Source organism: Pedobacter psychrotolerans (assembly GCF_004340665.1).
Taxonomy (GTDB): domain Bacteria; phylum Bacteroidota; class Bacteroidia; order Sphingobacteriales; family Sphingobacteriaceae; genus Pedobacter; species Pedobacter psychrotolerans.
On sequence record NZ_SLWO01000003.1, the window covers coordinates 220,578 to 247,010 of the forward strand.

21 protein-coding genes are annotated in these 26,433 nt (G+C 38.5%); 10 read left to right on the forward strand and 11 right to left on the reverse strand.

All coding sequences use genetic code 11. The features are described 5' to 3' along the window. The first annotated feature begins 9 nt into the window (after positions 1 to 9). The 4 genes from EV200_RS08345 (at position 10) to EV200_RS08360 (ending at position 2,454) form a co-directional block, all read left to right on the forward strand. Positions 10 to 1,050, forward strand: coding sequence for a hypothetical protein (locus tag EV200_RS08345; protein ID WP_132531058.1), 1,041 nt, complete (start codon positions 10 to 12; stop codon positions 1,048 to 1,050). Positions 1,051 to 1,065: 15 nt separating this feature from the next. Further along, positions 1,066 to 1,416: a preprotein translocase subunit SecG gene (gene secG, locus EV200_RS08350; protein ID WP_132531060.1), complete on the forward strand. Its 351-nt coding sequence runs from the start codon at positions 1,066 to 1,068 to the stop codon at positions 1,414 to 1,416. A 133-nt stretch (positions 1,417 to 1,549) separates the two neighbouring features. Beyond that, positions 1,550 to 2,113, forward strand: a complete 564-nt coding sequence (locus EV200_RS08355) for an RNA polymerase sigma factor (RefSeq protein WP_165877893.1) — start codon at positions 1,550 to 1,552, stop codon at positions 2,111 to 2,113. A 2-nt stretch (positions 2,114 to 2,115) separates the two neighbouring features. Beyond that, complete coding sequence (locus EV200_RS08360) at positions 2,116 to 2,454, forward strand: hypothetical protein (protein ID WP_132531062.1); 339 nt, start codon at positions 2,116 to 2,118, stop codon at positions 2,452 to 2,454. Positions 2,455 to 2,610: 156 nt separating this feature from the next. On the opposite strand, the gene EV200_RS08365 is transcribed toward EV200_RS08360, so the two are convergent. Beyond that, complete coding sequence (locus EV200_RS08365; protein WP_132531064.1) at positions 2,611 to 2,889, reverse strand: hypothetical protein; 279 nt, start codon at positions 2,887 to 2,889, stop codon at positions 2,611 to 2,613. A 90-nt stretch (positions 2,890 to 2,979) separates the two neighbouring features. On the opposite strand from EV200_RS08365, the gene EV200_RS08370 reads away from it, so the two are divergent. Beyond that, the gene (locus EV200_RS08370; RefSeq protein WP_188754112.1) at positions 2,980 to 4,215 is read left to right on the forward strand and encodes a DEAD/DEAH box helicase; all 1,236 of its coding nucleotides are present in this window, start codon (positions 2,980 to 2,982) and stop codon (positions 4,213 to 4,215) included. Positions 4,216 to 4,348: 133 nt separating this feature from the next. Here the strand turns inward: EV200_RS08370 and EV200_RS08375 are convergent, their stop codons facing one another. After that, on the reverse strand, positions 4,349 to 5,776 hold the full coding sequence (locus EV200_RS08375; RefSeq protein WP_132531066.1) for an L-serine ammonia-lyase: 1,428 nt from the start codon (positions 5,774 to 5,776) through the stop codon (positions 4,349 to 4,351). Positions 5,777 to 5,886: 110 nt separating this feature from the next. Here EV200_RS08375 and EV200_RS08380 point away from each other — a divergent pair, with 110 nt between their 5' ends. Then, positions 5,887 to 6,381, forward strand: a complete 495-nt coding sequence (locus EV200_RS08380) for an RDD family protein (protein ID WP_132531068.1) — start codon at positions 5,887 to 5,889, stop codon at positions 6,379 to 6,381. On the opposite strand, the gene EV200_RS08385 is transcribed toward EV200_RS08380, so the two are convergent. The 7 genes from EV200_RS08385 to EV200_RS08415 all read right to left on the reverse strand — a co-directional run bounded on the left by EV200_RS08385 (position 6,378) and on the right by EV200_RS08415 (position 18,449). Beyond that, positions 6,378 to 7,037, reverse strand: coding sequence for an MgtC/SapB family protein (locus tag EV200_RS08385; protein WP_132531070.1), 660 nt, complete (start codon positions 7,035 to 7,037; stop codon positions 6,378 to 6,380). The genes EV200_RS08380 and EV200_RS08385 overlap by 4 nt on opposite strands. Positions 7,038 to 7,059: 22 nt before the next feature. Next, positions 7,060 to 8,076 carry a PorP/SprF family type IX secretion system membrane protein gene (locus EV200_RS08390; RefSeq protein ID WP_244312979.1) on the reverse strand — a complete coding sequence of 339 codons (1,017 nt, stop codon included), beginning with the start codon at positions 8,074 to 8,076 and terminating at the stop codon, positions 7,060 to 7,062. 2 nt (positions 8,077 to 8,078) lie between these two features. Then, on the reverse strand, positions 8,079 to 14,006 hold the full coding sequence (locus tag EV200_RS08395) for a PKD domain-containing protein (RefSeq protein ID WP_132531074.1): 5,928 nt from the start codon (positions 14,004 to 14,006) through the stop codon (positions 8,079 to 8,081). Between the two features lie 287 nt (positions 14,007 to 14,293). Further along, a complete protein-coding gene (groL, locus tag EV200_RS08400; RefSeq protein WP_132531076.1) occupies positions 14,294 to 15,928 on the reverse strand; it encodes a chaperonin GroEL in 1,635 nt (544 codons plus the stop codon). Between the two features lie 95 nt (positions 15,929 to 16,023). After that, positions 16,024 to 16,314 (reverse strand): co-chaperone GroES, encoded by a 291-nt coding sequence (locus EV200_RS08405; protein WP_029281770.1) that lies wholly within the window; start codon positions 16,312 to 16,314, stop codon positions 16,024 to 16,026. A gap of 272 nt (positions 16,315 to 16,586) precedes the next feature. Then, positions 16,587 to 17,477, reverse strand: a complete 891-nt coding sequence (locus tag EV200_RS08410) for a TolB-like translocation protein (RefSeq protein WP_165877894.1) — start codon at positions 17,475 to 17,477, stop codon at positions 16,587 to 16,589. A gap of 216 nt (positions 17,478 to 17,693) precedes the next feature. Then, positions 17,694 to 18,449 (reverse strand): DUF4197 domain-containing protein, encoded by a 756-nt coding sequence (locus EV200_RS08415; RefSeq protein WP_132531080.1) that lies wholly within the window; start codon positions 18,447 to 18,449, stop codon positions 17,694 to 17,696. Between the two features lie 219 nt (positions 18,450 to 18,668). On the opposite strand from EV200_RS08415, the gene EV200_RS08420 reads away from it, so the two are divergent. Together EV200_RS08420 and EV200_RS08425 are read left to right on the forward strand one after the other, a co-directional pair. After that, positions 18,669 to 19,247 (forward strand): RNA polymerase sigma factor, encoded by a 579-nt coding sequence (locus tag EV200_RS08420; protein WP_132531082.1) that lies wholly within the window; start codon positions 18,669 to 18,671, stop codon positions 19,245 to 19,247. After that, a complete protein-coding gene (locus EV200_RS08425; RefSeq protein WP_132531084.1) occupies positions 19,240 to 20,544 on the forward strand; it encodes a carboxypeptidase-like regulatory domain-containing protein in 1,305 nt (434 codons plus the stop codon). Before EV200_RS08420 ends, EV200_RS08425 begins: the two co-directional genes overlap by 8 nt. Before the next feature lie 285 nt (positions 20,545 to 20,829). Here EV200_RS08425 and EV200_RS08430 read toward each other — a convergent pair whose 3' ends face one another. Further along, complete coding sequence (locus tag EV200_RS08430; protein WP_029281759.1) at positions 20,830 to 21,840, reverse strand: inorganic phosphate transporter; 1,011 nt, start codon at positions 21,838 to 21,840, stop codon at positions 20,830 to 20,832. A gap of 12 nt (positions 21,841 to 21,852) precedes the next feature. Next, positions 21,853 to 22,494, reverse strand: coding sequence for a DUF47 domain-containing protein (locus tag EV200_RS08435; protein WP_029281757.1), 642 nt, complete (start codon positions 22,492 to 22,494; stop codon positions 21,853 to 21,855). A gap of 241 nt (positions 22,495 to 22,735) precedes the next feature. Between EV200_RS08435 and EV200_RS08440 the strand changes: the two genes are divergently transcribed. Beyond that, positions 22,736 to 24,523, forward strand: a complete 1,788-nt coding sequence (locus EV200_RS08440) for an AsmA family protein (RefSeq protein WP_132531086.1) — start codon at positions 22,736 to 22,738, stop codon at positions 24,521 to 24,523. A gap of 64 nt (positions 24,524 to 24,587) precedes the next feature. Beyond that, a complete protein-coding gene (locus EV200_RS08445) occupies positions 24,588 to 26,408 on the forward strand; it encodes a hypothetical protein (protein ID WP_132531088.1) in 1,821 nt (606 codons plus the stop codon). Positions 26,409 to 26,433 lie beyond the last annotated feature (25 nt).

A 26,433-nucleotide genomic window follows, 5' to 3' on the forward strand; every position in this document is an offset into this window, starting at 1 on the left:
ACCCTTATAATGGATCATCAGCAGCTATTGGTAAATTTACTTGCTCAACCTGGAAAGGTTGGCCCGGAGCATATACCAATGCTTCAGGAATTGGCAGTACAATTTCCATATGCACAGCCGATTCATTTGCTTTTGGCGAAGGCCGATCCATCTTTCATTCCAAAGGCAGCTTTATACAGCCATGGAAATGCACTGTTTCATATTCTAAATATAGTTTCGGTTCAAGATGAAGCCTTGAATGAAGAAATACAACCAGAAGAACAGACAGAAACGCCAGAATTTGTTGCTGAACAGGTAGATGATGAAACCACTGAAGAAATTTCAAATGATAGTGAAGGAATTTCTGAAGCAGATACAGTAATAAATCTTACGGAATCGAACCAGAATCTTTCGGATTGGCCTGTTGATGACGAATCATTTATTGAAAATATTGCGACTACTGACTTCTTTGCCTTTGAGCAAAAATTGAGTACAGATGTTATTCAGTTTGCTCCCGAAATAGAAACGGTTGTTCCTGATAGTCATGAAGTTAATTTCGTTTCTAAATATGATGACGATCAACTGCCCTATACTTTTTTATGGTGGCTTTCTAAAACCCGTAAAGAACATGAGCAAATTTTTCAGCCTTATGTTCAGCAAAAACCAGCTATTGTTAAACAAACTGTTCAGCAAAAAGATCCTGCGGAGTTTCAACAACAATATGTTGAACATATTTTTCACATTCAAACACCGTTCGAAGTTGCAGATCATCTAGCTGAATATCCATCAGCTGATGTAAAGGATGTTAAAGGTGCAGAAATCATAGAGAAATTCTTAAAAGAAGATCCTACAATAAAGCCGCCAAAGCCAGAGCAGATTGATAATGAAAATAAGGCAAAGAAGAGCGCTGAAGATCATTATGACCTGGTTTCAGAAACTTTAGCTAAAATTTACATCGAACAAATGCTTTACCACAAAGCCATAGATACTTATAAAAAATTAAGTTTGAAATATCCAGAAAAAAGTGGTTACTTTGCCGACCTTATCCAATCTATAGAAAAGAAATTTTAAAATATAATATTTACCATGGTAACCTTTTTAATCATTTTATTAATTATTGTGTGTGTAGCGCTAGGCTTATTTGTTTTAATACAAAATCCTAAGGGTGGTGGTTTAGCAAGTGGTGGTGGCACAAGCAATATGTTTGGTGTGCAACGTACCGGCGATGTTCTTGAAAAAGGATCATGGGTTTTGTTAGCAGCCATCGTAGTTTTAACATTAGCTATTACCACTATTGCAAAAAGTGGTGGAGGCGCTACCGCTGTAGGAAACTCAGCAATACAGGAACGTTTAGATAAAACACCTTCTCCATCTCCAATTGGCGGAAACCTTAACAATACGGCACCTGCAAAACCTGCAGATACAACTAAAAAATAAACAGACTTTATTCAGTCTGCTAAAGCTTTCCTCTAAAAGGAAGGCTTTTTTTGTTTTAGCCTATTTGATACATTCAGCTAAAAACAGAATAAATTTAAAGTAATTCTGAATCTGATCCGTTTACTGGTTTATAATGCAATTAGTAGTGCCGAATAACGAACCTCAAAATATTATTTCTACTGTAGCTTATTATGGCAAGCGCCTGTTCAGCTTTATCCGTGGGCGGGTAAATACAGATGAAGATGCTGAAGATATTTTGCAGGATGTTTGGTATCAGCTTAGTAACCAGCCTGAGGTTGGTGCCATTGAACAGATTAGTGGTTGGTTATACCGAGTGGCCAGAAATAAGATTACCGATCGATACCGCAAACAAAAAGAAGAGTCGCTTGATGATTTTATTGGTGAAAGCGAAGAAGGTGGTTTTAATTTCAGAGAGATTTTGCTTGCCCAATCCTACTCACCCGAAGAAGAAGGATTGAAAAAACTTTTTTGGGATCAACTATTTATAGCGCTTGATGAATTACCTAAAAACCAGCGGTATGTATTTGTTCAGAATGAATTGGAAGAACGTAGCTTTCGGGAACTGGCCGATGAAAGTGGTGAAAATATCAAGACGCTTATATCCAGAAAGGGCTATGCTGTAAAGCATTTACGGAGCCGTTTACAAAACTTATATCAGGAATTTATAAACTATTAACGATGAGAAATAGAAAATACAGTAAAGCCAAGAAATTTATTTTCTTTTTACCTGTTGTTGCACTCATTGCAACCATATTGGGCTATATCATTATGTCGCTATGGAACTGTATTTTACCCGAAGTTGCACATACCGGCCGGTTAAATTTCTGGCAAGCCCTAGGGCTTTTGGTGTTGTGCAGGTTACTTTTCGGTAATTTTAATAAAGGAGGCGGCGGTTTTCGTGAAAAGGCAGTTAAAATGCGTTCAAAATGGCAGAGCATGAATGAGGAAGAACGGGCTCAATTTAAAGAGGAATATAAAAATAGGTGCAGCAGCTGGAGAAGCCGGAACAAAGAATAGCTATTTCATTAATTGGGATTATTAATTCCGATTCTGTTCCTCAACTTTTTATCTTCTAAGAAAACGCATCTTAAAATATTCAACACTAATCGCTAGTCGGGATTTCTAATCCCGACTGTCTGACTTGAGGATTTCTAATCATCCTCATAACATCCTTCAAAAAATATCTATCCTGATTCTTTTTCCATTAGTCAGGATTTCAAGGTTAGTCGGGATTTCCAATCCCGGCTGTCTTGCCTGAGTATTTCTAATCCTCCTTAAAACATCCTTCAAAATATTTATCCTGCTTCTTTTTCCATTAGTTAGGATTTCAAGGTTAGTCGGGATTTCTAATCTTGACTGTCTTGCCTGAGGATTTCTAATCCTCCTCATAACATCCTTCAAAAAATATCTGTTCCATCGCTTTTGACATGCAAATAAAATTGCAATAATCATTTTAAAACCCAAATCTATCTGATATTTAAATCTGGTTTGCTATTCGCCTTAATTTGAGGTACTTTTGCTAAAAGAAATAAATACAACAGATTGAACTTTAACGATTTTAACTTTGGCCCTGATTTATACGAGGGTCTGATGGCGATGGGGTATAAAAGCGCCACACCAATACAAGAGCAAGCCATTCCGGTAATTTTAGATAATCATGATCTGATTGCCTGTGCCCAAACCGGAACCGGAAAAACAGCTAGTTATTTATTACCAGTGATGGATAAAATTAGCCGTGCTGCTAACAGACATAACAATACCCTAATTTTAGCCCCTACCCGTGAGCTTGCACAACAGATTGATTTGCAGGTTGAGGCTTTAGCTTACTTCACCAATATTAGCTCACTAGCCGTATATGGTGGTGGCGATGGTATTGCATACGAACAACAAAAGCGTTCTATGGTGGATGGTGTAGATATTATTATTGCAACTCCTGGTCGTTTAATGGCTCATTTATCATCTGGCGTTTTAAAACTTGAACATTTGCAGCATTTAATATTGGATGAAGCAGATCGAATGTTAGATATGGGTTTTTATGATGATATCATGCGCATTGTAAGTTACCTGCCGAAGAAAAGACAAACCCTTTTATTTTCAGCCACCATGGCACCTAAGATCAGGAAAATGGCCGGAAGTATTCTGAATGAACCTCAGCAAATTACCATTTCTATTGCAAAGCCGGCAGAGGGAATTGACCAGCAGGCCTACAATATTCACGATCAGCAAAAGCAGGCTTTATTAACTGACCTCTTCAAAGATGGAAAATATAAGAGTGCCATTATTTTTGCATCCACCAAAGAAAAGGTTAAAGCCTTATATAAAACATTTAAAAGCTTAGGTATTAAGGCAGATGCGTTTCACTCAGATTTAGGTCAGAAAGAGCGTGAAGACATTTTACTAGCCTTTAAAAACAGAAGACTTCCCATCATCATAGGCACAGATGTTTTGTCTCGTGGAATAGATGTGGAAGGTGTAGATTTAGTGATCAATTATGATGTACCCGGTGATCCGGCGGATTATGTGCATAGAATCGGTAGAACAGCCAGAGCAGCAACTAAGGGAACCGCAATAACGCTGGTAAATGGCCGGGATAAACGCAAATTTGATAACATTGAAAAACTGATTGAAAAAGCAGTTCCAAGAATGCCCCTCCCAGAGCATATTGACTCAATGGAAATTACGCATGTAGAGGAGAAAAAGCCACAACACGCCAGAAATAACAATGCAAAGAAAAAGGTGTGGCACAAAAAGAAACCTAAGCCTGATACGCAAACTTAAACAAGATTAAACGCCGATAGAAATTCTATTGGCGTTTTTTGTGAGGTAGATAGTAACCGACTGAGACTGGTCTTCCAATCACCGTCTCCGGAATCCGACTAAAGACTTCGGACTAGAGACTCCTGACTCTAAACTAACACTCTGGCAAGCTGATTGGAATGTTAGTTGCTAAACCTCCATCAGAAGTTTCTTTATACTTCGCATTCATATCTAAAGCGGTTTCCCACATGGTGTTTACCACGGCGTCCAGACTAACTTTCGCCTTATCAGGATTGCTTTGCAAAGCCAGCTGACTAGCGGTAATTGCTTTGATAGCGCCCATAGTGTTTCTTTCAATACATGGAATTTGAACTAATCCTCCAATTGGATCGCAGGTTAGGCCTAAATGATGCTCCATAGCTATTTCTGCGGCCATTAGAACCTGGCGCTGAGAGCCACCTAAACATTCGGTGAGTGCCGCAGCAGCCATTGCAGACGACACACCAATTTCTGCCTGACAGCCACCCATAGCTGCTGAAATGGTTGCTCCTTTTTTAAAGATACTTCCAACCTCTGAAGCACAGGCAATAAACTGAATGATTTTATCTTCCTCATAACCATCGCAAAAGGTTATAAAATATTGAAGCACAGCAGGAATTACACCCGCAGCACCATTTGTGGGTGCGGTTACCACACGCCCGAAAGAAGCATTTTCTTCATTTACGGCCAGTGCAAAGCAACTTACCCAATCTAAAATATAATTAAAGCCGTTTCCACCCTTTCTAATCGCTTCTACCCAAGAGGTATAATCCTGGTATTCGCTTTTAGCCATTAGTCGCTTATTTAGCGGGAAAGCCCTTCTGGCAACATTTAAACCGCCGGGTAAAAATCCAGTGGTATGGCAACCCCGGTAAATGCAATCCCTCATTACAGCAAAGTGCTGAAGAATCCGCATTTTGGTTTCCGCCTCAGGTCGCCAGGCAAGTTCATTTTCCAGCACAATTTCACTTACTTTCAATCCTGTAGATAAACACCAGTGTAAAAGTTCTTTCGCTTTCTCTACAGGGAAAGGTAAATCAACCTGTGGTTTCTGGCTATTATCTTCCCCTTCTTTAACAACAAAGCCTCCACCAATAGAGTAATAAGTCTCGGAAAAAGCCTTACCATTTGATAAAAATGCCTGAAAGGTAACTGCATTGGGATGAAAAGGAAGACTTTCGGCAAAAAGAAAAAGCAGATCATTTTCATAATCGAAATCTATTTCTAAATCTCCGGCAAGCTTAAGCTTTCTCTCTTTTTGAATGGCTTCAAATGTTGGTGTAACTGCATCCACATCAAAAGTAACTGGGTCAGCACCTGATAATCCAAGTAAGATTGCTACATCCGTTCCATGGCCCTTACCTGTTTTAGCCAAAGATCCATAAAGTAATATTTTAATCGTCTCCACTCGATCGATTAGACCTTGTTGGTTTAGCGATGCTGTAAATTGTTGCGCAGCACGCCATGGCCCAAGTGTATGTGAGCTTGAGGGACCAATGCCTATTTTAAAAATATCGAAAACGGAGATTTGCTCTTTTATCATGAAAAAAGTTAGTTATACAAAGCTATGATTGTTTTATTGAAATTAAGATCAATAAGTTTTTTAAGCCGTGATTATTTTTTACCTTACTTTAAATTTAATAATGCTCTATAATGAATTTTAATACAAACTACGAAGAAGTAGATTTTGAGTACTGTCGTGCTACATCAGGCTTAAGACTAACTAACTACATCATTGACATGATTTTTTTTTATATGATCATGTTTGGTCTGGGCTTCGTGATTGGAATTCTATCTCCAAGCTTACTCAATGTTTTTGATGGCTTAATGGGTCGATTAATTTCACTAATACTTTATGGCATCTCTATGTCGATTATTGAAGGTATTTCTAATGGTAAATCTATTGGAAAACTCATTACAGGAACAAAAGCCATTAATTTAGACGGAACTGATATGAATTTTGGTCAGGCATTTACTAGAAATATAATCAGGGCTATTCCCTTTAATGCTTTCAGTGCATTCGGAACGCCTTGTAATCCTTGGCATGATCGCTTATCTAATACCATAGTTGTAGAAGAAAAAAAAGTTGCTTTGCTTAGACAGAAGGAAACATTTTTTGATTCATTAAAGCAAAATCCGACAACCTAATAATCAAACTCCAAAATTTCCTTATCCTTCAACATCTGCTCTACAAACTTCTGGTGGTTTTGAGGTGTACCGGTCGCCGTCCAGTTTCCGGTGATGATGTTATTAGCCAATTGGTGTTTGCCTCGCTGTGGCTTTAGTTTATTTTCCCGAAAAACCTCCTCATAACTTTCCAAATCGCCATGATCATGCTGTTTTTTCACAATGCGATAGACCCTCTTCGTGAAACGGCGGTCACCTATTTCTTCCACAAAAGGAAAAATAATTAAGGCCAAAAGGACTACACCCGTAACACCGATGGCCTGCTCGTAATACCCAGAACCAACCGCCATCCCAATCGCGGCAACGATCCAGATGATACAGGCAGTTGTTAAACCTTTAACCCTGTTTTCTTCCTTAAAAATTACGCCTGCACCTAAAAAACCGATGCCTGTTACAATATTGGATGCAATCCGATCCTGACTGGCAGGCCCAATTTTAATGGATAGAATCGTAAATAATGCAGCGCCCAAACCAATCATCATCATGGTTTTTAAACCTGCCGACTTGCTTCTATATTCTCTCTCGGCGCCAATTAAACCGCAAAGCAATGTTGCGAGCAGAAATTTATTAATCTCACTTTGTGTGATAAAATGACTATTATCTAAAATTTCATTCATTGCTGTAAATTAGATCAGCAAATTAGTAAAAATCATAACATCTTAAACCATTAGCCCGCCCACCGCTGGAACTATTTGGAAAATATTTTTCATACCCCACGCCTATTTCAGATGTTCCACCGGTATTGGAGTAATTGATTTTTGAAGTGGTTGCATCATGACTAATTCCTAACCTAAACTTTTCGCCATTGGTTCTCCTGTTAAAAATATCAAAGATGACTGAAAAAACAATCGCATCGTTTCCATTTGCATTACCATCATTCCGATACCAGATACCAGCATTTATGCCAGCATATTTGTATTGTGTACCTATGCTGAAAGAGTTTACGTTGCCTTGTCTATAGACCACCACTGACGGGATCAGGTAGCTTCCATCGCGATCATACTGATCAGGAATGAGGCTGAGTTTATAACTTAAATTGGCAGAAATGCGCATGGGTAATTTTGCCTGAAAACCGGACAATGATTCATCTGGCCGATTTAAATGGTGCGCAGCCACGCCCACCATGAACTTACCATAAACCAAATTGGTACCTGCATTGGCATCAAGATAAAAGCGGCTATCAATAGCGGGTCTTTCTGCACCAGAAATACTTCCAGGGATATAACCTGAATTGATATCAATCTGATCGCCAAAAACCAGTTTATCCCAGTTTAATCTTTGATTGGTAACACCTGCCTGTAAACCAAATGAAAGCGTAAAGTCATCACCACCAATAATATAGGAATAACTAGCGGCTACATTATTTTTAACCAGATAGGCTGTTCCTTCACTACTCCTGTTAAAAATAAGTCCAACACCACTATTAATCTGAGGCAAGTTTAAGTCTGCCGATGCGCTCATATATGAAAAATCGCTGGCCAGACCCGTCCATTGGTTCCTGTAAAGTGCATTTAACCTGATATCGCCCTCAAACTGTCCGGTAAGTGCCGGATTTAAGTATATTGGTGCATTGTAAAATTGCGAGTAAATGTGATCTTGTCCCATTAAAATTTGTGGCAGTGCCCACACCATTACCCATAATATCATCCTGCTCATCATTATCTTATTAAATATATTACACCCGTTTTTCTTGGAGGTGATGAATCATATGTCATCCCTTTCCATTCACTACCATTTGTAAATTTAACCGCTATCTTCCAGTAATAAACACCCTGTGGCTGTTCTTTTCCCTGATAAGTTCCATCCCATCCTTCTAAAGGTGCACCATCATCCAGTTTTGAGCTCTCCCATAAAAGTTGCCCCCATTTGTTAAAGACAGACATTGTCCATTCCTGAATCCCCCTACCCTTTGCTTTAAAAACACGGATTTCGTTTTTAGCACTTGCGGGCATAAAAGAATTAGGCACATTCAAATATCCGGGTACACCTATAATCCTTACCGTTTGGAAGGTATTGGAACTACAGCCTTCTTTATTAAGCACTTTTAAGGTAACGGTATAGGTACCTTCATTGCCATAAGTATGATTTGGATTTTGCAGGGTTGAAACAGCGCCATCTCCAAATGTCCATTCCCAGCTAACAGATCCTGTGCTGATATCTTTAAATCCAAAGGAATAATTCGGTATAGAGATTTCATTACCAGGTGAGGCCGTAAAATTGGCTACAGGAGGTGCCACAACACTAATTGGCGAATTAAGTGTGATGGTATTGGTACAGCCCAGCGTATTGGTGGCCGTTAAGCTTACGATAAAATTTTTGCCTGCCCCATTAAAGGTGTGGGTAGGCTCAAAAGCTGTTGATGTTGTTCCATCACCAAAATCCCAAAGGTAGCCAATGGCATTTTTACTGGTGTTTTTAAAGTTTACAATTAGCCCATCGCATCCACTGGTTTTATCAGCAGTAAAACTGAGCTCGGGTTGGGCTAAAACTTCTATTTCTTCAAAAGTTGATGCATTTGAGCAATCATTAGACGCATAAAGTGTAACCCTATATTTTCCAGCTTTTGTAAAGGTATGCGAAACAACTTCGGGAGCAACATTTCTCACCACCGTACTCCCATCTCCAAAGTCGTAAACAAAGGTATTAGCACCCTTGGTATTATTGAAAAAATCTACTTTTAAAGGTGCACAGCCACGCAACTGACTACTATTAACCACCAGTTCTGCAGTAATATCATTTGGCGCTACATTGATGGTATAAGAAGATTCACTGGTACCACATTCATTGGTGGCCGTCATTTTAACCACATAACTTGTCACAGCTATGGTATTATAGGTGTGTGAAACATTACTCTTATCTGTTTTTGTAAGTGTTGTTCCATCACCAAAATCATAAGTATAGGTGCCGTTATTTCCTGGAGAAGTGTTGCTGAATGTAACAGTAAAAGGCGAACATCCGGCTGTTTTATCAGGAGAAAAGACTGATATTGGTGCTGCTTTCACTAACACCGTGGATGTTTGTCTGCTTACGCCACAAGGTGTGGTGGCTTCCATAGTTACCGTATAAGTGATATCCCTTCCTGTTAAATCTGCAGGATAAACTACATCAGCAGGTTGAACCAGGTTAGAAGTGGTTCCGTTACCGAAATCCCACTTAAAAGTTGCCTCTGTTAATGAATTTGAAGTATTGGTGAACCGCACATTAAGCGGTCCACATCCCTCTACAACACTTTGTGTATAAGCTGCTGTAACATCTTGCTGGGTTGAAAAAGTGTGAGAAAACTCATCACTATTACAGCCCAAACTACTGGTGACAACCAATTTAATGATCACAGATTGATTTTCACTCGTGATGGTGTAACCCGGGAAGTTAATACCTGTACCAATTTGCCCATTATTGGCAAACCAGGTATAAGTGGCATTCCGATCTGGATAAGCGACTGCCCTAATGTTGGCTGTGCTCAATTCAAAAGGAACACAGCCTTTATCTATGGTATAAGTAAATTCTGCCTTTGCTGGTAGATTTACCGTAATTTTAATTTGATTACTGATAATGGCCGAACAAGAACCGCTGGCTACTGATCGTCTGTAATAAATGGTTGCCGTAGGGGTTGGAGGTGTAAAATTGATGTCAGTTGCCCCTACTACATCTGTCCAGGTAGTCCCATTTAAGCTGGTTTGCCACTGATAAGCATAAGTTCCATTTCCGCCACTCGGTACAGAACCTGTTAGCAGCGCTGCTGCACCGCCTATACAAATGGTTTGATCTGCAGTAATGGTATTATTGGTTAATGCAGGTAAAACAATAACCTCAACGCTATTGCTTTCTGATGTACAGATATTACTATTAACCAATCTCCGGTAAAAAGCAGAGGCTGTAACATTTAATGTTAAATCTTTATTTGTTGCGTTTGATATATTCGACCATACCATTCCATCAGTACTGTTTTGCCATTGATAATTATACGTGTCATTTCCTCCGGTTGGCACACTGCCCGTAATTGTTGCACTTTGACCAAAGCAAACAGGTGTGGCTGATGTAGAAATACTATTGGTTACAGGTGAAAAATAGGTAACAGTCATCTCAGATACTGATGGCGGACAAGATTGAAATCCACTGATCGTCCATCTAAATCGATAAGTTTGTCCAGGAACTAATCCTGTTACAGTGGTATTAAATAAGGTTGGGTCTGAAATGATCACATCACTTTGCCCGGAAACCAAAATCCATAAGCCAGTATTGGGCGCTGGATTGTTCCCGCTTAAGGCAACGGTATTGCCACTACATAAATTTTGATTTGCACCTGCATTTGAAACTACAGTAGCTGGATTAATGGTAATAGTGGTTTCTGATGATTGAACTTCCGAACAAGGAAAACTTTGAACAATAGCCCTGAATTTAGAGGTTACCGTAAGATTTGAAAAAACATATGGGTTTGCCCTTGAACTTAAGCCTGCCCATGTTACGCCATTATCTATAGACATTTCCCATCTTAAGATATCACCAACTTGCCCTGTTAAATTTATAGTGCCATTATTCGCTCCGGCACACAATGTTAAATCATTACCTGTTGTGCCGCCAACACTTGGGAGATTTACCCTGATCACTACATCATCACTGCTATTGCTACAAGTCTGATCACTGATGGTCCACCGTAAAGTATAACTGTTACCGGCAACTAAATCAGATATCACTGCGTTGTTTTTGGTATCGTCATCAAAAGTAATGGGAGTCGGCGCAGAAACCACTGTCCATTTTCCTGATCCAACCACCGGAATATTCCCTTTTAAAGTATAGGTTGAAGCATTACAAATGGATTCATCCGGTCCGGCACTGGCTAAAGTGGCATTTGGTAAAACGGTGATGGTAATGGATGTTGATGCTCCGGTACAACCGCCAGCAGAAACCGGAATAATGGTATAGGTTACCGTTCCAGAAGTTGTTCCTGTATTGATTAAAACATCATTAATCTGATTGGCTGCTGTGGCAACTGTGCGATTGCTGTTTCCTGTAATGGTACCTGTTGCTGTGCTGGTATAAGTATAATTAACATTGGTTAATGCTGAAGTTAAGGTGATGGCAGATGAGGTGCTACTACAAATGGTTTGATTTGCAGCTGTAGCAACTACATCAGGATTTGGTGTAACAGTAACTATGAAGTTAAATGGAACGCCATCACAACCATCTTTTTGGGGTGTAATGGTATAAGTTACCGTTCCATTGGAAACCGGATCATTATTCACCAGTACATCATTGATCATGCCCGTTCCGGATGGCGTAACTCCGGTTACATTAGCAGATCCAGTAGCTGTCCAGTTAAATGTTGTTCCAGATACTAATCCCGTGGGGATATAATCAACATTTTTTCCGGTACAGATTGACTTCCTGGATGCACTTGTTACACTAATATCTGGTTTTATGGTTAATATGATTTCATCATCAATCTGGTTACAAGGCGGTGCCAATGTAGTGGTTGCTCTTAAGATCAGGTTTACTGTGCCATTGGCTTTCTCTGCTGCCGTTGGGGTATAAACTGCATTTAAGTCATTTCGGCTAGGTGTAAAATCACCTGTTCCACCTACCCATGTTTGGGTGCTTACCGTACCCGTAATGCTTCCGGCCAGATTAAAACTGGTGCCCGTAAAACATAAACTTTGATCTCCTCCTGCATTAATCACCGGTGCGGTACTAAAGGTTAATTTTTGTGTTTTTGATACTGTTCCGCAGTTATTCTTGTGAGTTACGGTAATATTGTACTCATCATAACTATCAAATTTTATGGAAGGGTATTTGGAGTTTGCAGTTGTTCCATTGGTGAAGCTGTATGTTCCAGATCCGGCAGGTGTAACCGTCCAGGTATATGTATCTGCCAGATCCTGATAAGTTCCCGAAATTAGTGTTCGGGTTGGTCCAGTGGTGGTATTATTAAAATCATATGTGGCCAGGTTACAAAGGGTAATATCAGGAGAAAGTGAGGCTGTTGGTAACTCATTAACAATAACGGTTTGCGGTGCTGATGATACTAAACCACATGATGGGGTAGAAATATTTAAAGTGATGGTGTAAATACCTGGATTTGTAAATATAAACGCAGGCTCTTTGCTTGATGCATTGGTTCCATTCGCATAAGTTACAGCCGGAGAAACAATCCATGAATAGGTATTGGCTGCTTCACAGATATTATCCAGCACTGATAAATCAGTAGCAGTTAACGTAGCGCCTGCGCAAATGGTGGTCTGCGGCAGTGAAAATTCAGGTTTTGGAGGATCCTGAATACAAATTTGCATTTCTACAGGATCGGCATTACAGGCACCAGAACTGTTCGACTCCAGTCGAATAGTATGCACACCATGTGTTAAAAATCTGGTGACAAGATTGTATGAACGTGGCTTATTTGCTTGTTCAATTACCCCATCAACAAACCAGTTGTAGGTAACATTATTGGGTGCACATGCTGGCGTATTGGTATCCGGGTTTTCTCCTAGAATTGAAGTGTTATAAAAAGTAACATCTGTATTGGTACACGATGGTGTTTGAAAAGTAAAGGCGTTCATTGGTTTGACCACTACTTTTGCTGATGAAGAAACCGGGGTTCCAACGGTACCACAAAAATCATTTGATACATTTATGGTAACAGGGAATGCATTGTATATGGTTCCTGCGCTGGTTACAGAGTTACTTCCGCATGATGATCTGGTATACGGATGCGTTACTTTTCCTGAACTATTGATAATGTCGCATAAAGTATAAGCCGTCTGACTTCCATCTCCCCAGCTAATGGTGTAACGGTTACCCGGAAAGTTGTTCTGAATACCTGCAGGAGAAGTATAATCAACATTGAACTCCAACGCCCCTAGTGGCAAGCATACGATATTATTGCCTGAAGTACCAAATGCAGTGATGGTTCTATTATTTACCAGCAAATAGGCTTTAGTTCCGATAGTTCCATCAGGCATAGTGGCTGTAGCCACAATGGTATAGTGGGTCTGATCGGCAGTGAAATTTTGGTTAGGCGCAGAAAAAGTTAGGGTTGATGTACTTCCGGCTGATTCATTTTTAATGGCTGCAGTAACTGCTGCTGTCGCAGTAGATTCATTACTAATAATAAATGAATTATTAGGCCTGCTTGTACAAGTACCGAAGGTTTCAGTATTTGAAGGATTAAGATACGAGGTAATTAACTTAGCTTGTACCGATGGTCCGGCTTTAATTTCAAAGGCTGCAGATGCAGTGCTGACAGAAACAGGTTGTGTCGTTTTAACCCTTACCTTATACCCCACACCTGGAACAATTCCTGTGGTAGGGATGATCCCATTTACATAAGTACTGTAAAAGCCGGTGTAAGTCCCCATCAATTTTTCAGCACTAAAGTCTCCATTTTGATCAGATAAGTAAAGTTGAAATGTATTACCCTGTCCGGTACAACCATTAGCAATGCTAAATGGAACTGCTATGGTACTTCCGGGTGTATATGGCCCTGTATTGATCGTGCCAATATTGACTTGGGAAAAACAGACTGACGTTATAAGAGACAACCCAAAAAATAGGGCAGAAATCGTCCATTTCCGTTTCAAACAGGTCTTCATAATCGCAACACGTAGGGGAATGATTAATTAAGTTTATTCAAAAAAACCAGGCAATTCGCATTACTTGATAACCTATCCACAATGGAGTAGACATTTTTCAAATATTCAAATGTAAAGTACGATTTTTTTACCTTAAAATTACAACTTTCTACACTACACGAACAAAATGAATAAATTTAAATACCGCATAAACTGCACTATTACAGATAAATAAGACATAAAAAAACCCGGACGCTATAAAGCGCCCGGGAATAATTTTACACGAAGTGATTTCGCTATAAGTGATATTACATCATACCACCCATACCACCACCACCCATAGGCGGCATTGGTGCACCACCTTCTTCAGGCTCGTCTGCTAAAACAACTTCGGTAGTTAATAACATGGCTGCAATAGATGCTGCATTTTCTAAGGCTACACGACTTACTTTAGTTGGATCGATTACACCAGCACCAATTAAGTTTTCGTAAACATTAGTACGTGCATTGTAACCGAAATCAGCTGTACCTTCTTTAACTTTTTGAACTACGATAGAACCTTCAATACCTGCATTTTCGCAAATTTGACGTAAAGGCTCTTCAATCGCACGACGGATGATTTGAATACCTGTATTCTCATCTTCGTTAACACCTTTAAGGTCTGCTAAAGCTTCAACTGCACGGATGAAAGCAACACCACCACCCGCAACAATACCTTCTTCTACCGCTGCACGTGTAGCATGTAAAGCATCATCAACACGGTCTTTTTTCTCTTTCATCTCAACTTCTGAAGCTGCACCTACGTAAAGGACAGCAACACCGCCAGCTAATTTAGCTAAACGCTCTTGTAATTTTTCTTTATCGTAATCTGAAGTAGTTGTTTCGATTTGAGATTTGATCTGGCTAACACGAGATTTAATATCTTCTGAATTACCAGCACCATTGATAACAGTTGTATTGTCTTTATCAACAACAACTTTCTCAGCAGAACCTAAATAAGTTAAATCAGCATTTTCTAATTTATAACCTCTTTCTTCTGATACCACGATACCGCCAGTTAAAATTGCGATGTCTTCTAACATTGCTTTTCTTCTGTCGCCGAAACCTGGAGCTTTAACAGCAACCACTTTCAATGAACCACGAATTTTGTTCACTACCAATGTAGCTAAAGCTTCGCCATCTAAATCTTCAGAAATGATTACCAATGGTTTACCAGTCTGAACAGTTTTTTCCAAAACTGGCAACAATTCTTTCATGTTGCTGATTTTCTTATCATAGATTAAAATGTAAGGATTTTCTAATTCTGCTTCCATTTTATCTGCATTGGTAACGAAGTATGGAGATAAATAACCTCTGTCAAACTGCATACCTTCAACTGTTTTTACCTCAGTTTCTGTACCTTTTGCTTCTTCAACAGTAATTACACCATCTTTACCCACTTTGCTCATTGCTTCAGCAATTAGAGAGCCGATAACCTCATCATTATTAGCTGAGATAGATGCAACTTGTTTAATTTTGTTATTGTCTTCACCAACTGTTTGAGATTGCTCTTTTAAGTTAGCTACAACAGCCGCAACAGCTTTATCAATACCGCGTTTTAAATCCATTGGATTTGCACCAGCAGCAACGTTTTTAATACCAGTTGTAATGATTGCCTGAGCCAATACAGTTGCAGTAGTTGTTCCATCACCAGCAATATCTGCTGTTTTAGATGCAACTTCTTTAACCATTTGTGCACCCATGTTTTCAACCGCATCTTTCAATTCGATCTCTTTTGCAACGGTAACACCATCTTTAGTGATTGCTGGAGAACCGAATTTTTTATCAATGATTACATTACGTCCTTTTGGACCTAAAGTTACTTTTACGGCATTCGCTAAGATATCAACACCACGTTTCAGGGCGTCACGTGCTTCCACGTTATATTTTACTTGTTTTGACATTACTTTTAAATTTTGAAGATTGTATGATAGAATGATTAAATCTGGATAGTGGATGAATCTATCATTCAATCCATTAATCCCTCACTCATTTTTATTTACCCAACAACAGCGTAAATATCTGTTTCACGCATAATAAGGTAGTCTTTACCTTCATAAGGGAATTCAGTACCACCATATTTACCATAAATTACAACATCGCCAACTTTTACGCTCGCTTTTTTACCGTCAGCATCTTCTTCGGAAACCGAAACAACAGTTCCTTTAGATGGTTTTTCTTTTGCAGTATCAGGGATATACAAACCCGATGCAGTTTTTTCTTCCGCCGCAGCTGGTTCAACAATTACTCTGTTCGAACTGCCAGCAATTGGTTTTAGGTTTAACGCCATAACTTTTATTATTTTTTATTTTGATTTAAGTTTTTTTACTGTACTTACGAGTACACTTTTTATGCCAAGCAGTTTTGGGGGACAAATTTACACCTGTACTGTCAAAATATAAACGATCACATAATATAAGGTGTCAGCTTGGCAGGAAGGTTGAGATGCTTCCCTTTTAATCTGGAATAAGGGTAAAGCTTTGGTTTTCTTTAATTGAAATGGCATGTTGATTTTACCTGATTTCAATCAAGAAATAACTATAGTGACCAATACTTATAAAACTATTTCAGTGTCGCTGTAGGATCCATCCCTTTGTTCACCAACATTTTAATATGACCATCTAAATCTGAAACGTAAATTTTACTCTGGGTATAGGGTTTTTCAGCCCCACTGTAAAATATCCGGTCATCAGCCGTAACAAAAACATCCGGTGCGTTCATGCCATCAGGAGAAATCCTTTTTACCTTTTGGGTATTTAAATCCAAAGTAAAAACAGCATTAGCCATATCATTTAATTCAGTTATGGCATTCCCATATTTGGCATTAAAAACCAGTGTTTTTCCATTTTTTGCATAAAAGAAACGATTGCTTTCAGCAATATGGTATGCTGTACCTAATAAATCAACAATGGACTTTGTATCCAATAGTTTTCCATTCAGATTAAAGGTGTAAATATTCTTCAAATCATGCGCCACCAGTTCGGTTTCGGTTTTCCAGACAGGTGAAAAAACGCCAATTGCTGATTTACTATCAAGTATCAGAAAGCCCGTGTTATCAGTTTTGATTATACCTACTTTCCAAATTTGCTTATCATTCAAGAAATTAAAAGCAATGGTTTCACCGTTTGGCGACCACACCGCATGATCATAATTTTTGCTATTTACCTGTAATTTCAACTGGCTTTTGCTTTCCATATCTGCAATCCAGATGCTATTATTCCCGGCACTGTCTTTCACCGTATAGGCAAGCTTGTTACCATCAGGAGAAATAGCGGGATGGGTTGCACCACCGAATGAAATTTGCTTCATGGTATCAATACTGGTGGCTACGATTTTATCCCCATCCTGATAAGCCAATGCAAAGCGCTTGCTCCTTAAAGAAACAGTATCTAAAACTGCAGCTGATGTAGGTTGTTCATTTTTATTTGAATGACAAGCGACCAATAAAGCCATGCAAGAAACGAAACATGTTGCTAAACTTATGTTAAATTTAATCATGTACAATTCTACGAATTGTTTCAAGCAAAAAAGATCCGGTTGCTTTACAAACACGGATCTTCTTTACTTTATGATTTTAACAAGACAACTCCATGGCTGGTGGCTCACCCTCCATTAATATGAATAATAAAACCCAAACTGATTGGTGAGACAACAGACCGAGGGCTCATTTTAACCTTTTTTCTTATCTGCGTAACCAAATACCTTTTGCAGTAAGGTTGTGCTACGGGAATTAATATTCCCTCTGATTTTAAGTTCCTCTTTTGCTACCTCTATAAATAAACCATCTATTGCCTTTTGTGTAACATAACCTGTTAAATCTGTGCTCACAGGTTTAACTAATGGCAAGCGATTATATTGAGTGGTTAAGTCTGAATAATATTTACTGGCATTTACTTTACTTAAACTATTAGTTACAATAGGGCTAAACTTCTGAAGCAATTGCGCAGTAGTCACACGCTTAAAATAAGAAGTCGCAGCATCATTATTTCCAAGTAAAATATTGCTTGCATCAGCTAAAGTCATTTGCTTAATTGCAGAAATAAAAATAGGCTTTGCTTCTTTTGCGGCATCTTCAGCAGCACGATTTAAGCTCACAATAACATTATCACAAAGACTGTTTAAACCAATGCTGCGTAATGTTTTTTCTACTTTCTGCGCTTCAGGAGGCATTAAAATTTTAACAGCTAAATTACCAAGAAACCCATCCTTTGCCGATAATCGATCTGCACCAGCTGAAACACCAAGTTGTAAGGCTTCCTTTATCCCCTGGCCAATCTCCAGGCTACTAGGTGTTCCGGTTGTAGAAGTAGTGCTTTGTTTCTCAGTAACCTTTTTAAAAATATCGCTCAACTTAATTTGAGCATCTGCTTTCAGGTTAGTAAATAAAATAAATGCAAGGGATGCAGATAAAATAATTTTTTTCATTTTGCGTGTTTAATCTTTCATGAGCAAAAGAACTGCCATAAACTAAATTTTGAATTTGTTTTTCAAAGATAACACTTTGACGGACTGATAAATGTTAAATTTAATTGTAGTAAGGTTTTTTAAAAAGTTAAGGTAGTTCCTTAAATCATGAGTTTATTCCATATCACTCAGAAATATTTTTTATACTTGAAAGATTATTTGATATAGCGACCCAATTTTTTGAAGTTTATAAAAAACACAGCTGGAAACCATCAGCAAGACGATGCCAAATTAATTGCCGAGTATAAAAACACCGGCAATTTAGATGCATTGGGTACGCTTTATAATAAATACATGCATTTGGTTTTTGGGGTTTGCTTAAATTATTTTAAAGATGAAGAGCAGAGCAAAGATGCGGTAATGCAAATCTTTGAAGAATTGGTGACCAAGCTGAAAGTGCATGAGGTGCAGAACTTCAAAAGCTGGCTTCATGTTTTAACCCGAAACCACTGTTTAATGGCGTTACGGAAATCTGCGAAGCAAAATAACGTTTCTATTGATGATACTTTTGTGGAAAACAGCGAGCTGGTGCATCTAGATATCGACAACACAAAAGAAACGCAGCTTACCATTATGGAAAAGTGCATGGAAACCTTGCCCGAAGAACAGCGAAAAAGCGTAGATTTATTTTATTTGCAAGAGAAATGCTATAAAGAGGTTGCTGATATTACGGGCTACGATATGCTGAAGGTAAAAAGTTATATTCAAAATGGTAAGCGCAATCTGAAGATTTGTATAGAAAAAAATAGTGGTGAATAACGATTGGTTAGATATTGATGTACTGGAGGATTACCTGGATGGTAAGCTTGATGCTAAAGCCATGCACTTTGTAGAAAGGCAGGCTTTGGAGGATCCTTTTGTGGCTGATGCACTAGAAGGGCTGAAACAATCACCAAAACGCAAACAAACACTCTCTATTCTACAAAAACAACTTCATGATCGCGTATCGCAAAAACCCATTAAACGCAAGCTTTGGGGGGTTACCACGCAAAGATTAAGTATTGCAGCCACGGCCACTGTAGCTTTTATTGCGGTAAGCATTCTTTTCTTTATGCGTGAAACTAATCGAAGAAATGCTGAAACTGCTGCCCGGAGGGCAAAAGGCGTTATCGTAAATTTAGATACCAGCAATGCGCTTGCTACAACATCAAAATCAAAGGATACGGCATCAAAATCTGCTGACCAGATTAAATCAACTTTAATTGATCAGGCAATTGCTAAAGCTAAAACAGGAGATTTAGCCAAAAACACAAAATCTGCTCCAATAGTTAAGGCCGCAGAAAGGGCTGCTTCCACACCGCAACTAGCTAATCAATATGAAAGGTTTAGCCAAACTAAACGGGCACCACTTTCTGCTGCACGTCAAATGGAAACCATGTCTGAACCGCAAAATGATGCGATGGCTTCCGCTACGCCATCTGTTGCTGCAGATAAAATCATTTTTAGTGGCAATGTTGTCGATCAAAGAAGTGGACTACCCGTTCAAGGTGCGGTAGTTAAAATTGCTGGCTCAGATAAAATTACCGCAACCAATGCCAATGGTTATTTTGCTTTACCTGCAGATAGCAACGCTAAAGATAAAGATTTAGTGATTAATGCCTTAGGCTACAAGGAAACTCCGGTTTCTGGCACTCAGGATCCAAATATGATTCGCGAGGCTTTAAGCGGAAACAAATCAATCAACGAGATCGCTTTGATTACCGGATCAAATGGTAGAAAAAAAGAAAATATACCTGCGCCTAAAATCGTACTGCGAGCTGAGCAAAATTTAGACGGAAAGATCATTGGAGAAATCTCTAAACCTGTTCCTGTTTCTACTATTGATTATACTCAGTATTTAGCGCATAGCAATAAGCTTTATAATCCTAAAGGGCCTGCTCAATTTGTCATTTTAAGTTTTAAAGTTAAAAAGAACGGAAGGCCAACCGGTGTTAAGATTGTAAAATCGCTAAATAAAAAGGCAGACGCTGAAGCTAAGCGACTAATCGAAACTGGTCCGGATTGGGTGTTACCAAAACAAGGGACTGACCTGGTTGAAATGAGTGTGAAGTTCTAATCATTTCATTGGCGTTGATGATTTAATCATAAAGCCTTTGTGTTTAATAGTTTCCCGCTGATTTAAAAAGATAAACGCCAATTTTATAAAGGCTCTGCGAAAATCTGTGCAATCAGCGGGAGAAATTTAGCGTCTATGATATTCCGACTCTATTTTTAATCCTACATACACTTTCCGCTCTTTGCGAAAAACTTAGCAACCTTTGCGGTACAAACGACCACGCTAATCATAAAAAAAGACCAAAGCTTTATTGCCTTGGTCTTTTCTATTTTAAAAGATGATCAGTTATTTGAAGTAATAGATACCAGCATAAATTATGGCTGCCAGTGTTGCTGAAACCGGGATGGTTAATACCCAAGCCCAAATCAGGTTAATGGTTACACCCCAACGTACTGCAGATACACTTTTCACTAAACCTACACCCACAATTGAACCTGTTATGGTATGTGTAGTAGAAACCGGAATAGCGAAATGTTCTGTAATCCCTAAGGTTACCGCACCTGCCGTTTCAGCAGCAACACCTTCCAATGCTGTTACTTTCGTGATTTTAGAGCCCATTGTTTTCACAATTTTCCAGCCACCACTCATGGTACCTAAAGATATTGCCGAATAACAGGCAATCGGAACCCAAGTTGGTAATGCTTCAAAATCAGGAATCACCTTTGATGCAATTAAGGCCGTAGCAATAATACCCATTACTTTTTGGGCATCGTTACCGCCGTGGAAGAAACTTAAAGCTGCAGATGAGAGTAATTGTAAACGCTTAAACCATTTTTCTGCAGTGGAGGGCTTTGCATATCGACAAATGTTGATAATGATTAAGGTGATGACTACCGAAATAACCATACCAATAATCGGTGCCAATACAATAAATGAAACAATTTTAACCACATAACTCATATTTACTGCATCTAGCGGACTAGCGCCTGTAAGTAAAGCATGTGTCATACCTGCGCCGGCGAAACCACCAATAAGTGTATGCGACGAACTGGAAGGAATACCATACCACCAGGTTAAGAGGTTCCAGATAATTGCGGCTACAAGACCCGCCAGAATAACTTCTAAAGTAATATAATTTTCGATTACCGTTTTAGCAACCGTATTGGCTACCTTATGATCGGTAAAATAAAAGTAAGCTGCAAAATTAAAAAGTGCAGCCCATAAAACCGCCTGAAAAGGCGTAAGAACTTTTGTAGAAACAACCGTTGCAATCGAATTAGCGGCATCGTGAAAGCCGTTAATGTAATCAAAAGCAATGGCCAGAATTACAACAACAACCAATAAGGTAGTTACCATGTTTGTTTTTTATTAAGCGTTTTTAACCAGGATAGTTTCAAGCACATTCGCCACATCTTCACACTTGTCTGTCGCTTTTTCTATCGTTTGTAAAACCTCTTTTTGTTTAATTAATTCAATCGCATTGGTTTCATACTCAAACAAACGCGCAACCGCTAGCGTAAATACATAGTCGGCCTGGTTTTCACCACTGTTAATACGGATACAGGCATCTGCAATTACGCGAATATTTTTAAAGCTTCGCAATTCTTTAATCGCCTTGTCAATGTCGGTACACATTTCTACCAAAAGCTCAGCAATTTTAACGATTGGTTCATTAATGGTATTCATATTGTACATCTGCATACGATTTGCAGTGCCATAAATATAATCTGCAACATCATCAACAGCTGTCGCCAACTGATGGATATCTTCACGATCAAACGGTGTAATAAAGTTTCTACTTAATTCCAGAAAGATGGAGTGCGTAATATCATCACCCACATGCTCCAGGCGTTCAATTTCTTTAAAAATAGTTTTTCTGCTTTCAGCATCAGCTGTGCTAACCATCTCTAAAAGAGATTCTGCAATTTTTAAAGCGTTACTGCCAGCTTGCTCAAAAAGAGGGTGGAATTTTCTATCTTGAGGGGTAAAGAACTTAAAAATATTGTTCATGTTAATTCTTAATATGGCACAAATCTACAAGCCCAATGTTAAGTTAATGTTAATTTACATATTATTATTAAGGATTGGATTGAAATAAGCTAAGTTTCTGTTATTCTGCGCTTACCACCACATTAATTTAAACCAAATTCTTTTTAACCCGATACACAATCATACAGGATAATTAATAGTGACGCAAACCAGGAAAAAACCTTTCTAACACAGAATTGTTTAACTGCGATAAGGCATAATCATGACAGCTCAAAACAGAACTAAACTTTGGATTTGGATCGGAAGTATTTTCGGCGTTTTAATTTTAGTCCTTTCATTTGGCGCCATGTTTTTAAGCGCAAGATGGAAACCGATACTAAGCGAAAAAATTAAGGAGGGTGTGTATAACGGCTCCAGCCATCTTTATACTATAGATTTTAAAAGCATTAACTTAAATGTCATCACCGGAAGTCTGGCCTTAAGAGAGGTAACATTAAAAGCCAACCCATCAGTTTACGATAGCTTAAAAAAGAAAAGCCTTGCTCCTGCACATGTTTTTGATATTAAACTCAAAAAATTGCAGATCACAAGAGCAAGCATATTGACGGCATACTTTAAAAAACGCTTGGATATCAATGCCATCATACTTGATCGTCCATCTATTAATGTAACTTTTAATAAGGTTCCAAAGCCTATTGATGATAATAAAGAGGAAAAATCGCTTTATGAGCAAATTTCTAAAATTTTTAAATCGGCGCGGGTTCATGCCATCAAGATTATCGATGCTGATTTCAGCTATGTTAAAAGTGGTGCACCAAAGAAAACCCGAAATGCCATTAAACATCTTGATATTAATGTAAAGGATTTCCTGTTGGATTCTCTCTCGGGAAATGATACTTCGCGATTTTATTATACGAAAGATATTTCATTTGAGATTGCCGGTTACAAATCGACCACAGAAGATAAAATGTATAGCATGAGGGTTGATACCATAAAAGGATCTACCTCGTCGAAAAACGTATCAATTAAAGGTTTAAAGCTTATTCCTTTATATGCTGAACTGGCTTTTTCTCGTAAATATAATATCCAGAAAGACCGCTACAACCTGAATTTTAACGCAATTGAATTCGATGGAATGGATTTTGCCAGTTTTAACACTGACGAAAAAATTCATGCCAGGGCAGTCACCATTGGCCCAGCTCAGGTAGAGGTTTTTATGAGTCGGGAATCTCCCCCACCTCCAGGGTTGGACAAAGGGCAAAATTATCCCCATATTGCACTGAAAAGGTTAAATACACCAATTATCATTGATACGGTGAAACTAAATCAGGTTGATGTTAAGTATTCTGAATATAATCCAGCCAGTAAGAAAACGGGTTCAGTAAATTTTAAATCTCTTAATGGCACCATTGTAAATGTAACTAATGATAGTTTAAGATTGACCAAAAACAACCATGCACTGGCTAATCTGAACACATTGTTAATGGGTACCGGAAAAATGAACGTTAAAATAGATTTTAACCTCACCGATAAAAACGGTTCATTTAGTTACAGCGGAAACCTAAATGCGTTCAACATGAAAAATCTGAATCCTTTAGCCACGGCTTTAGGACTCGTAGAAATAGAAAGCGGAAATATTCAACAACTGAATTTTAAAGCCAATGGAAATCTTCGTACAGCTTCAGGCTCGATGAATATGCTTTACAGCAACTTGAAAGTGAAGTTGCTATCTGATAATATTGATGGTGAAGGAACAAAAGAAAAAGGTTTCTTATCTCTTTTGGCCAATGCCATTTTAATTAAGGATGCTAATCCAAGTAAAGGAGAAGCGCCACGCAGGGCAATCATCACCAGTACGAGACTTAATTCTGGTTCCTTTTTTAACCTGATGTGGAAAACCGTTTTTGTTGGAATAAAGGATATTGTTGGTGTGGGTATAGTGCCCGAGAAAAATCCGGTAAAGCAGCAAAAAGCAATTGCTAAAAAAATTCGGAAGCAGAAAAGGGCTGATAGACGGGAAGCCCGACAAGCGAAGCGAGAGAAAAATTAATGGCTGGCATTTAAGAAATACGTTTATAAACGTATATTGCTGTTGAATCCAGTTCATTCGTTAAATGCCAGAAACAAGGAGACGTCAATATAAAATTATAAAATGGATTGCAGCGACAATAATCATCGCTTTTGGTCTTTTAGCGGCCACGGCTTGGTTTTTAAATGTTAAATCCCGCCCCTTGCTAACTGAGCAGATAAAAACGCTCCTCTATAAATCAACAGATAGTTTATATACCATTAGCTTTTCCAATGTTTCTACCAATGTACTCACAGGGAGTGCAACCTTGCAAAATGTAAAGATCACCGCCGATACCATCCGGTTTAAAGAATTAATTCGTTTAAAAAGGGCGCCCAATAATCTTTACACGGTAACGCTAAAAAAGCTGGTGGTGAAGCATTTTCATCCAATAACGCTTTATAGACAAAAAAAACTTCAGATTGAAGAGGTAATTTTTGATAAGCCGGAGGTATTGATGATGAATAGACAGTTTGATTTTAATGAGAACAGACCTCCTCGCCCTATTAAATCGCCCTATTCATTTATTTCTAAAAACCTGGAGGAATTTCGTATCGATGCCATTCGCTTTCAGGATGCCAGCTTCAAATACATCAATAAAAACGTTAATAAGTTAAATGTTTTTGCCATAGATGACCTCAATATTACCCTAACAGATTTATTGGTAGATTCTACGTCTGCTGATGACCCAACAAGATTTTATTTACTGAAAGATGTGATCATTAACCTCAATGATTATCAATATACCACACCAAATAAACTATACAATATTAAGCTGAGTAAGCTTGATTTCAGGGCATCGACTGGCAAGCTAAGGGTAAATAAGTTTGAATTGGAGCCGCGCTACGATGAGATGAAATTTGCAGAAATTGCAGGGCATGCTACAGATAGATTTCATATCCAGATGAGTGACATATTAATGAACGGTATTGATTTACCTGTTTATATTAGTAAGCAAGAGTTGCGGACAAAAGAGATGGGGATCACTAATGGCTTCATCTCCGTTTTTAATAATGGCAGTACTCAAAAACAGGAAGGTGAAATTAAAAAAGGTAGGTTTCCACATCAGTTACTGCAGAAACTGGCTCCTCCTGTGTTAATCCAGAAAATTAAGCTTAAAGATGTTAATATCAGTTATACCCTTTACAACGATGAGAGCAAGCAACGCGGTAGAATTTCTTTTGAACACACTTCTGGTATATTTAAGAATGTAACCAACTTGCCCAAAATTAAGGCGATAAACCCTAAAATGGAGGTGAGCCTGAACACCTATCTATTAGGTCAGGCTAGTTTAGATTTAAATTTCAGATTTGATCTAAACTCGCCCAAAGGATATTTCGAATATAAGGGCATACTGCATAATTTTAATGCACGAATATTGAATCAGATTACAAAACCTTTAGGCCTGGTTAGAATAAACAGAGGAATTGTAGATAAGTTACAGTTCGATTTTAAAGCGGATAATACGGGCGCACAGGGAAAGGTAGATTTTTACTATTATGATTTATCTGTCGCACTGATGCGCAATGACCCATCTAAAGATCATTTGGTAACCCGTGGATTGATTTCTATTCTTGCCAATGCGCTTATTATCAATTCAGAAAACCCAAATCGTCATAATCAGTTTATTTCATCTGACGTAAATTATAAGAAACCGGATAGTTCATCTTTTTTCAGCCTGATTTGGCGAAGTTTATATACAGGGATTAAAAACAGTATTGGCATTACAGAAGAGAAGCAAAATGAAATTAAGCAACATATTGCTAATTTCAAGGAAATGCGGGCAAACCATGAAATTAGAAAGCGAAACCGCCTGAAGCGCAGACAGCAGAAAGAAAAGCTTAGAAAGCTGAATGAGCGGAGATAGCTTAAAGTTTTGTAACGTTTTATTA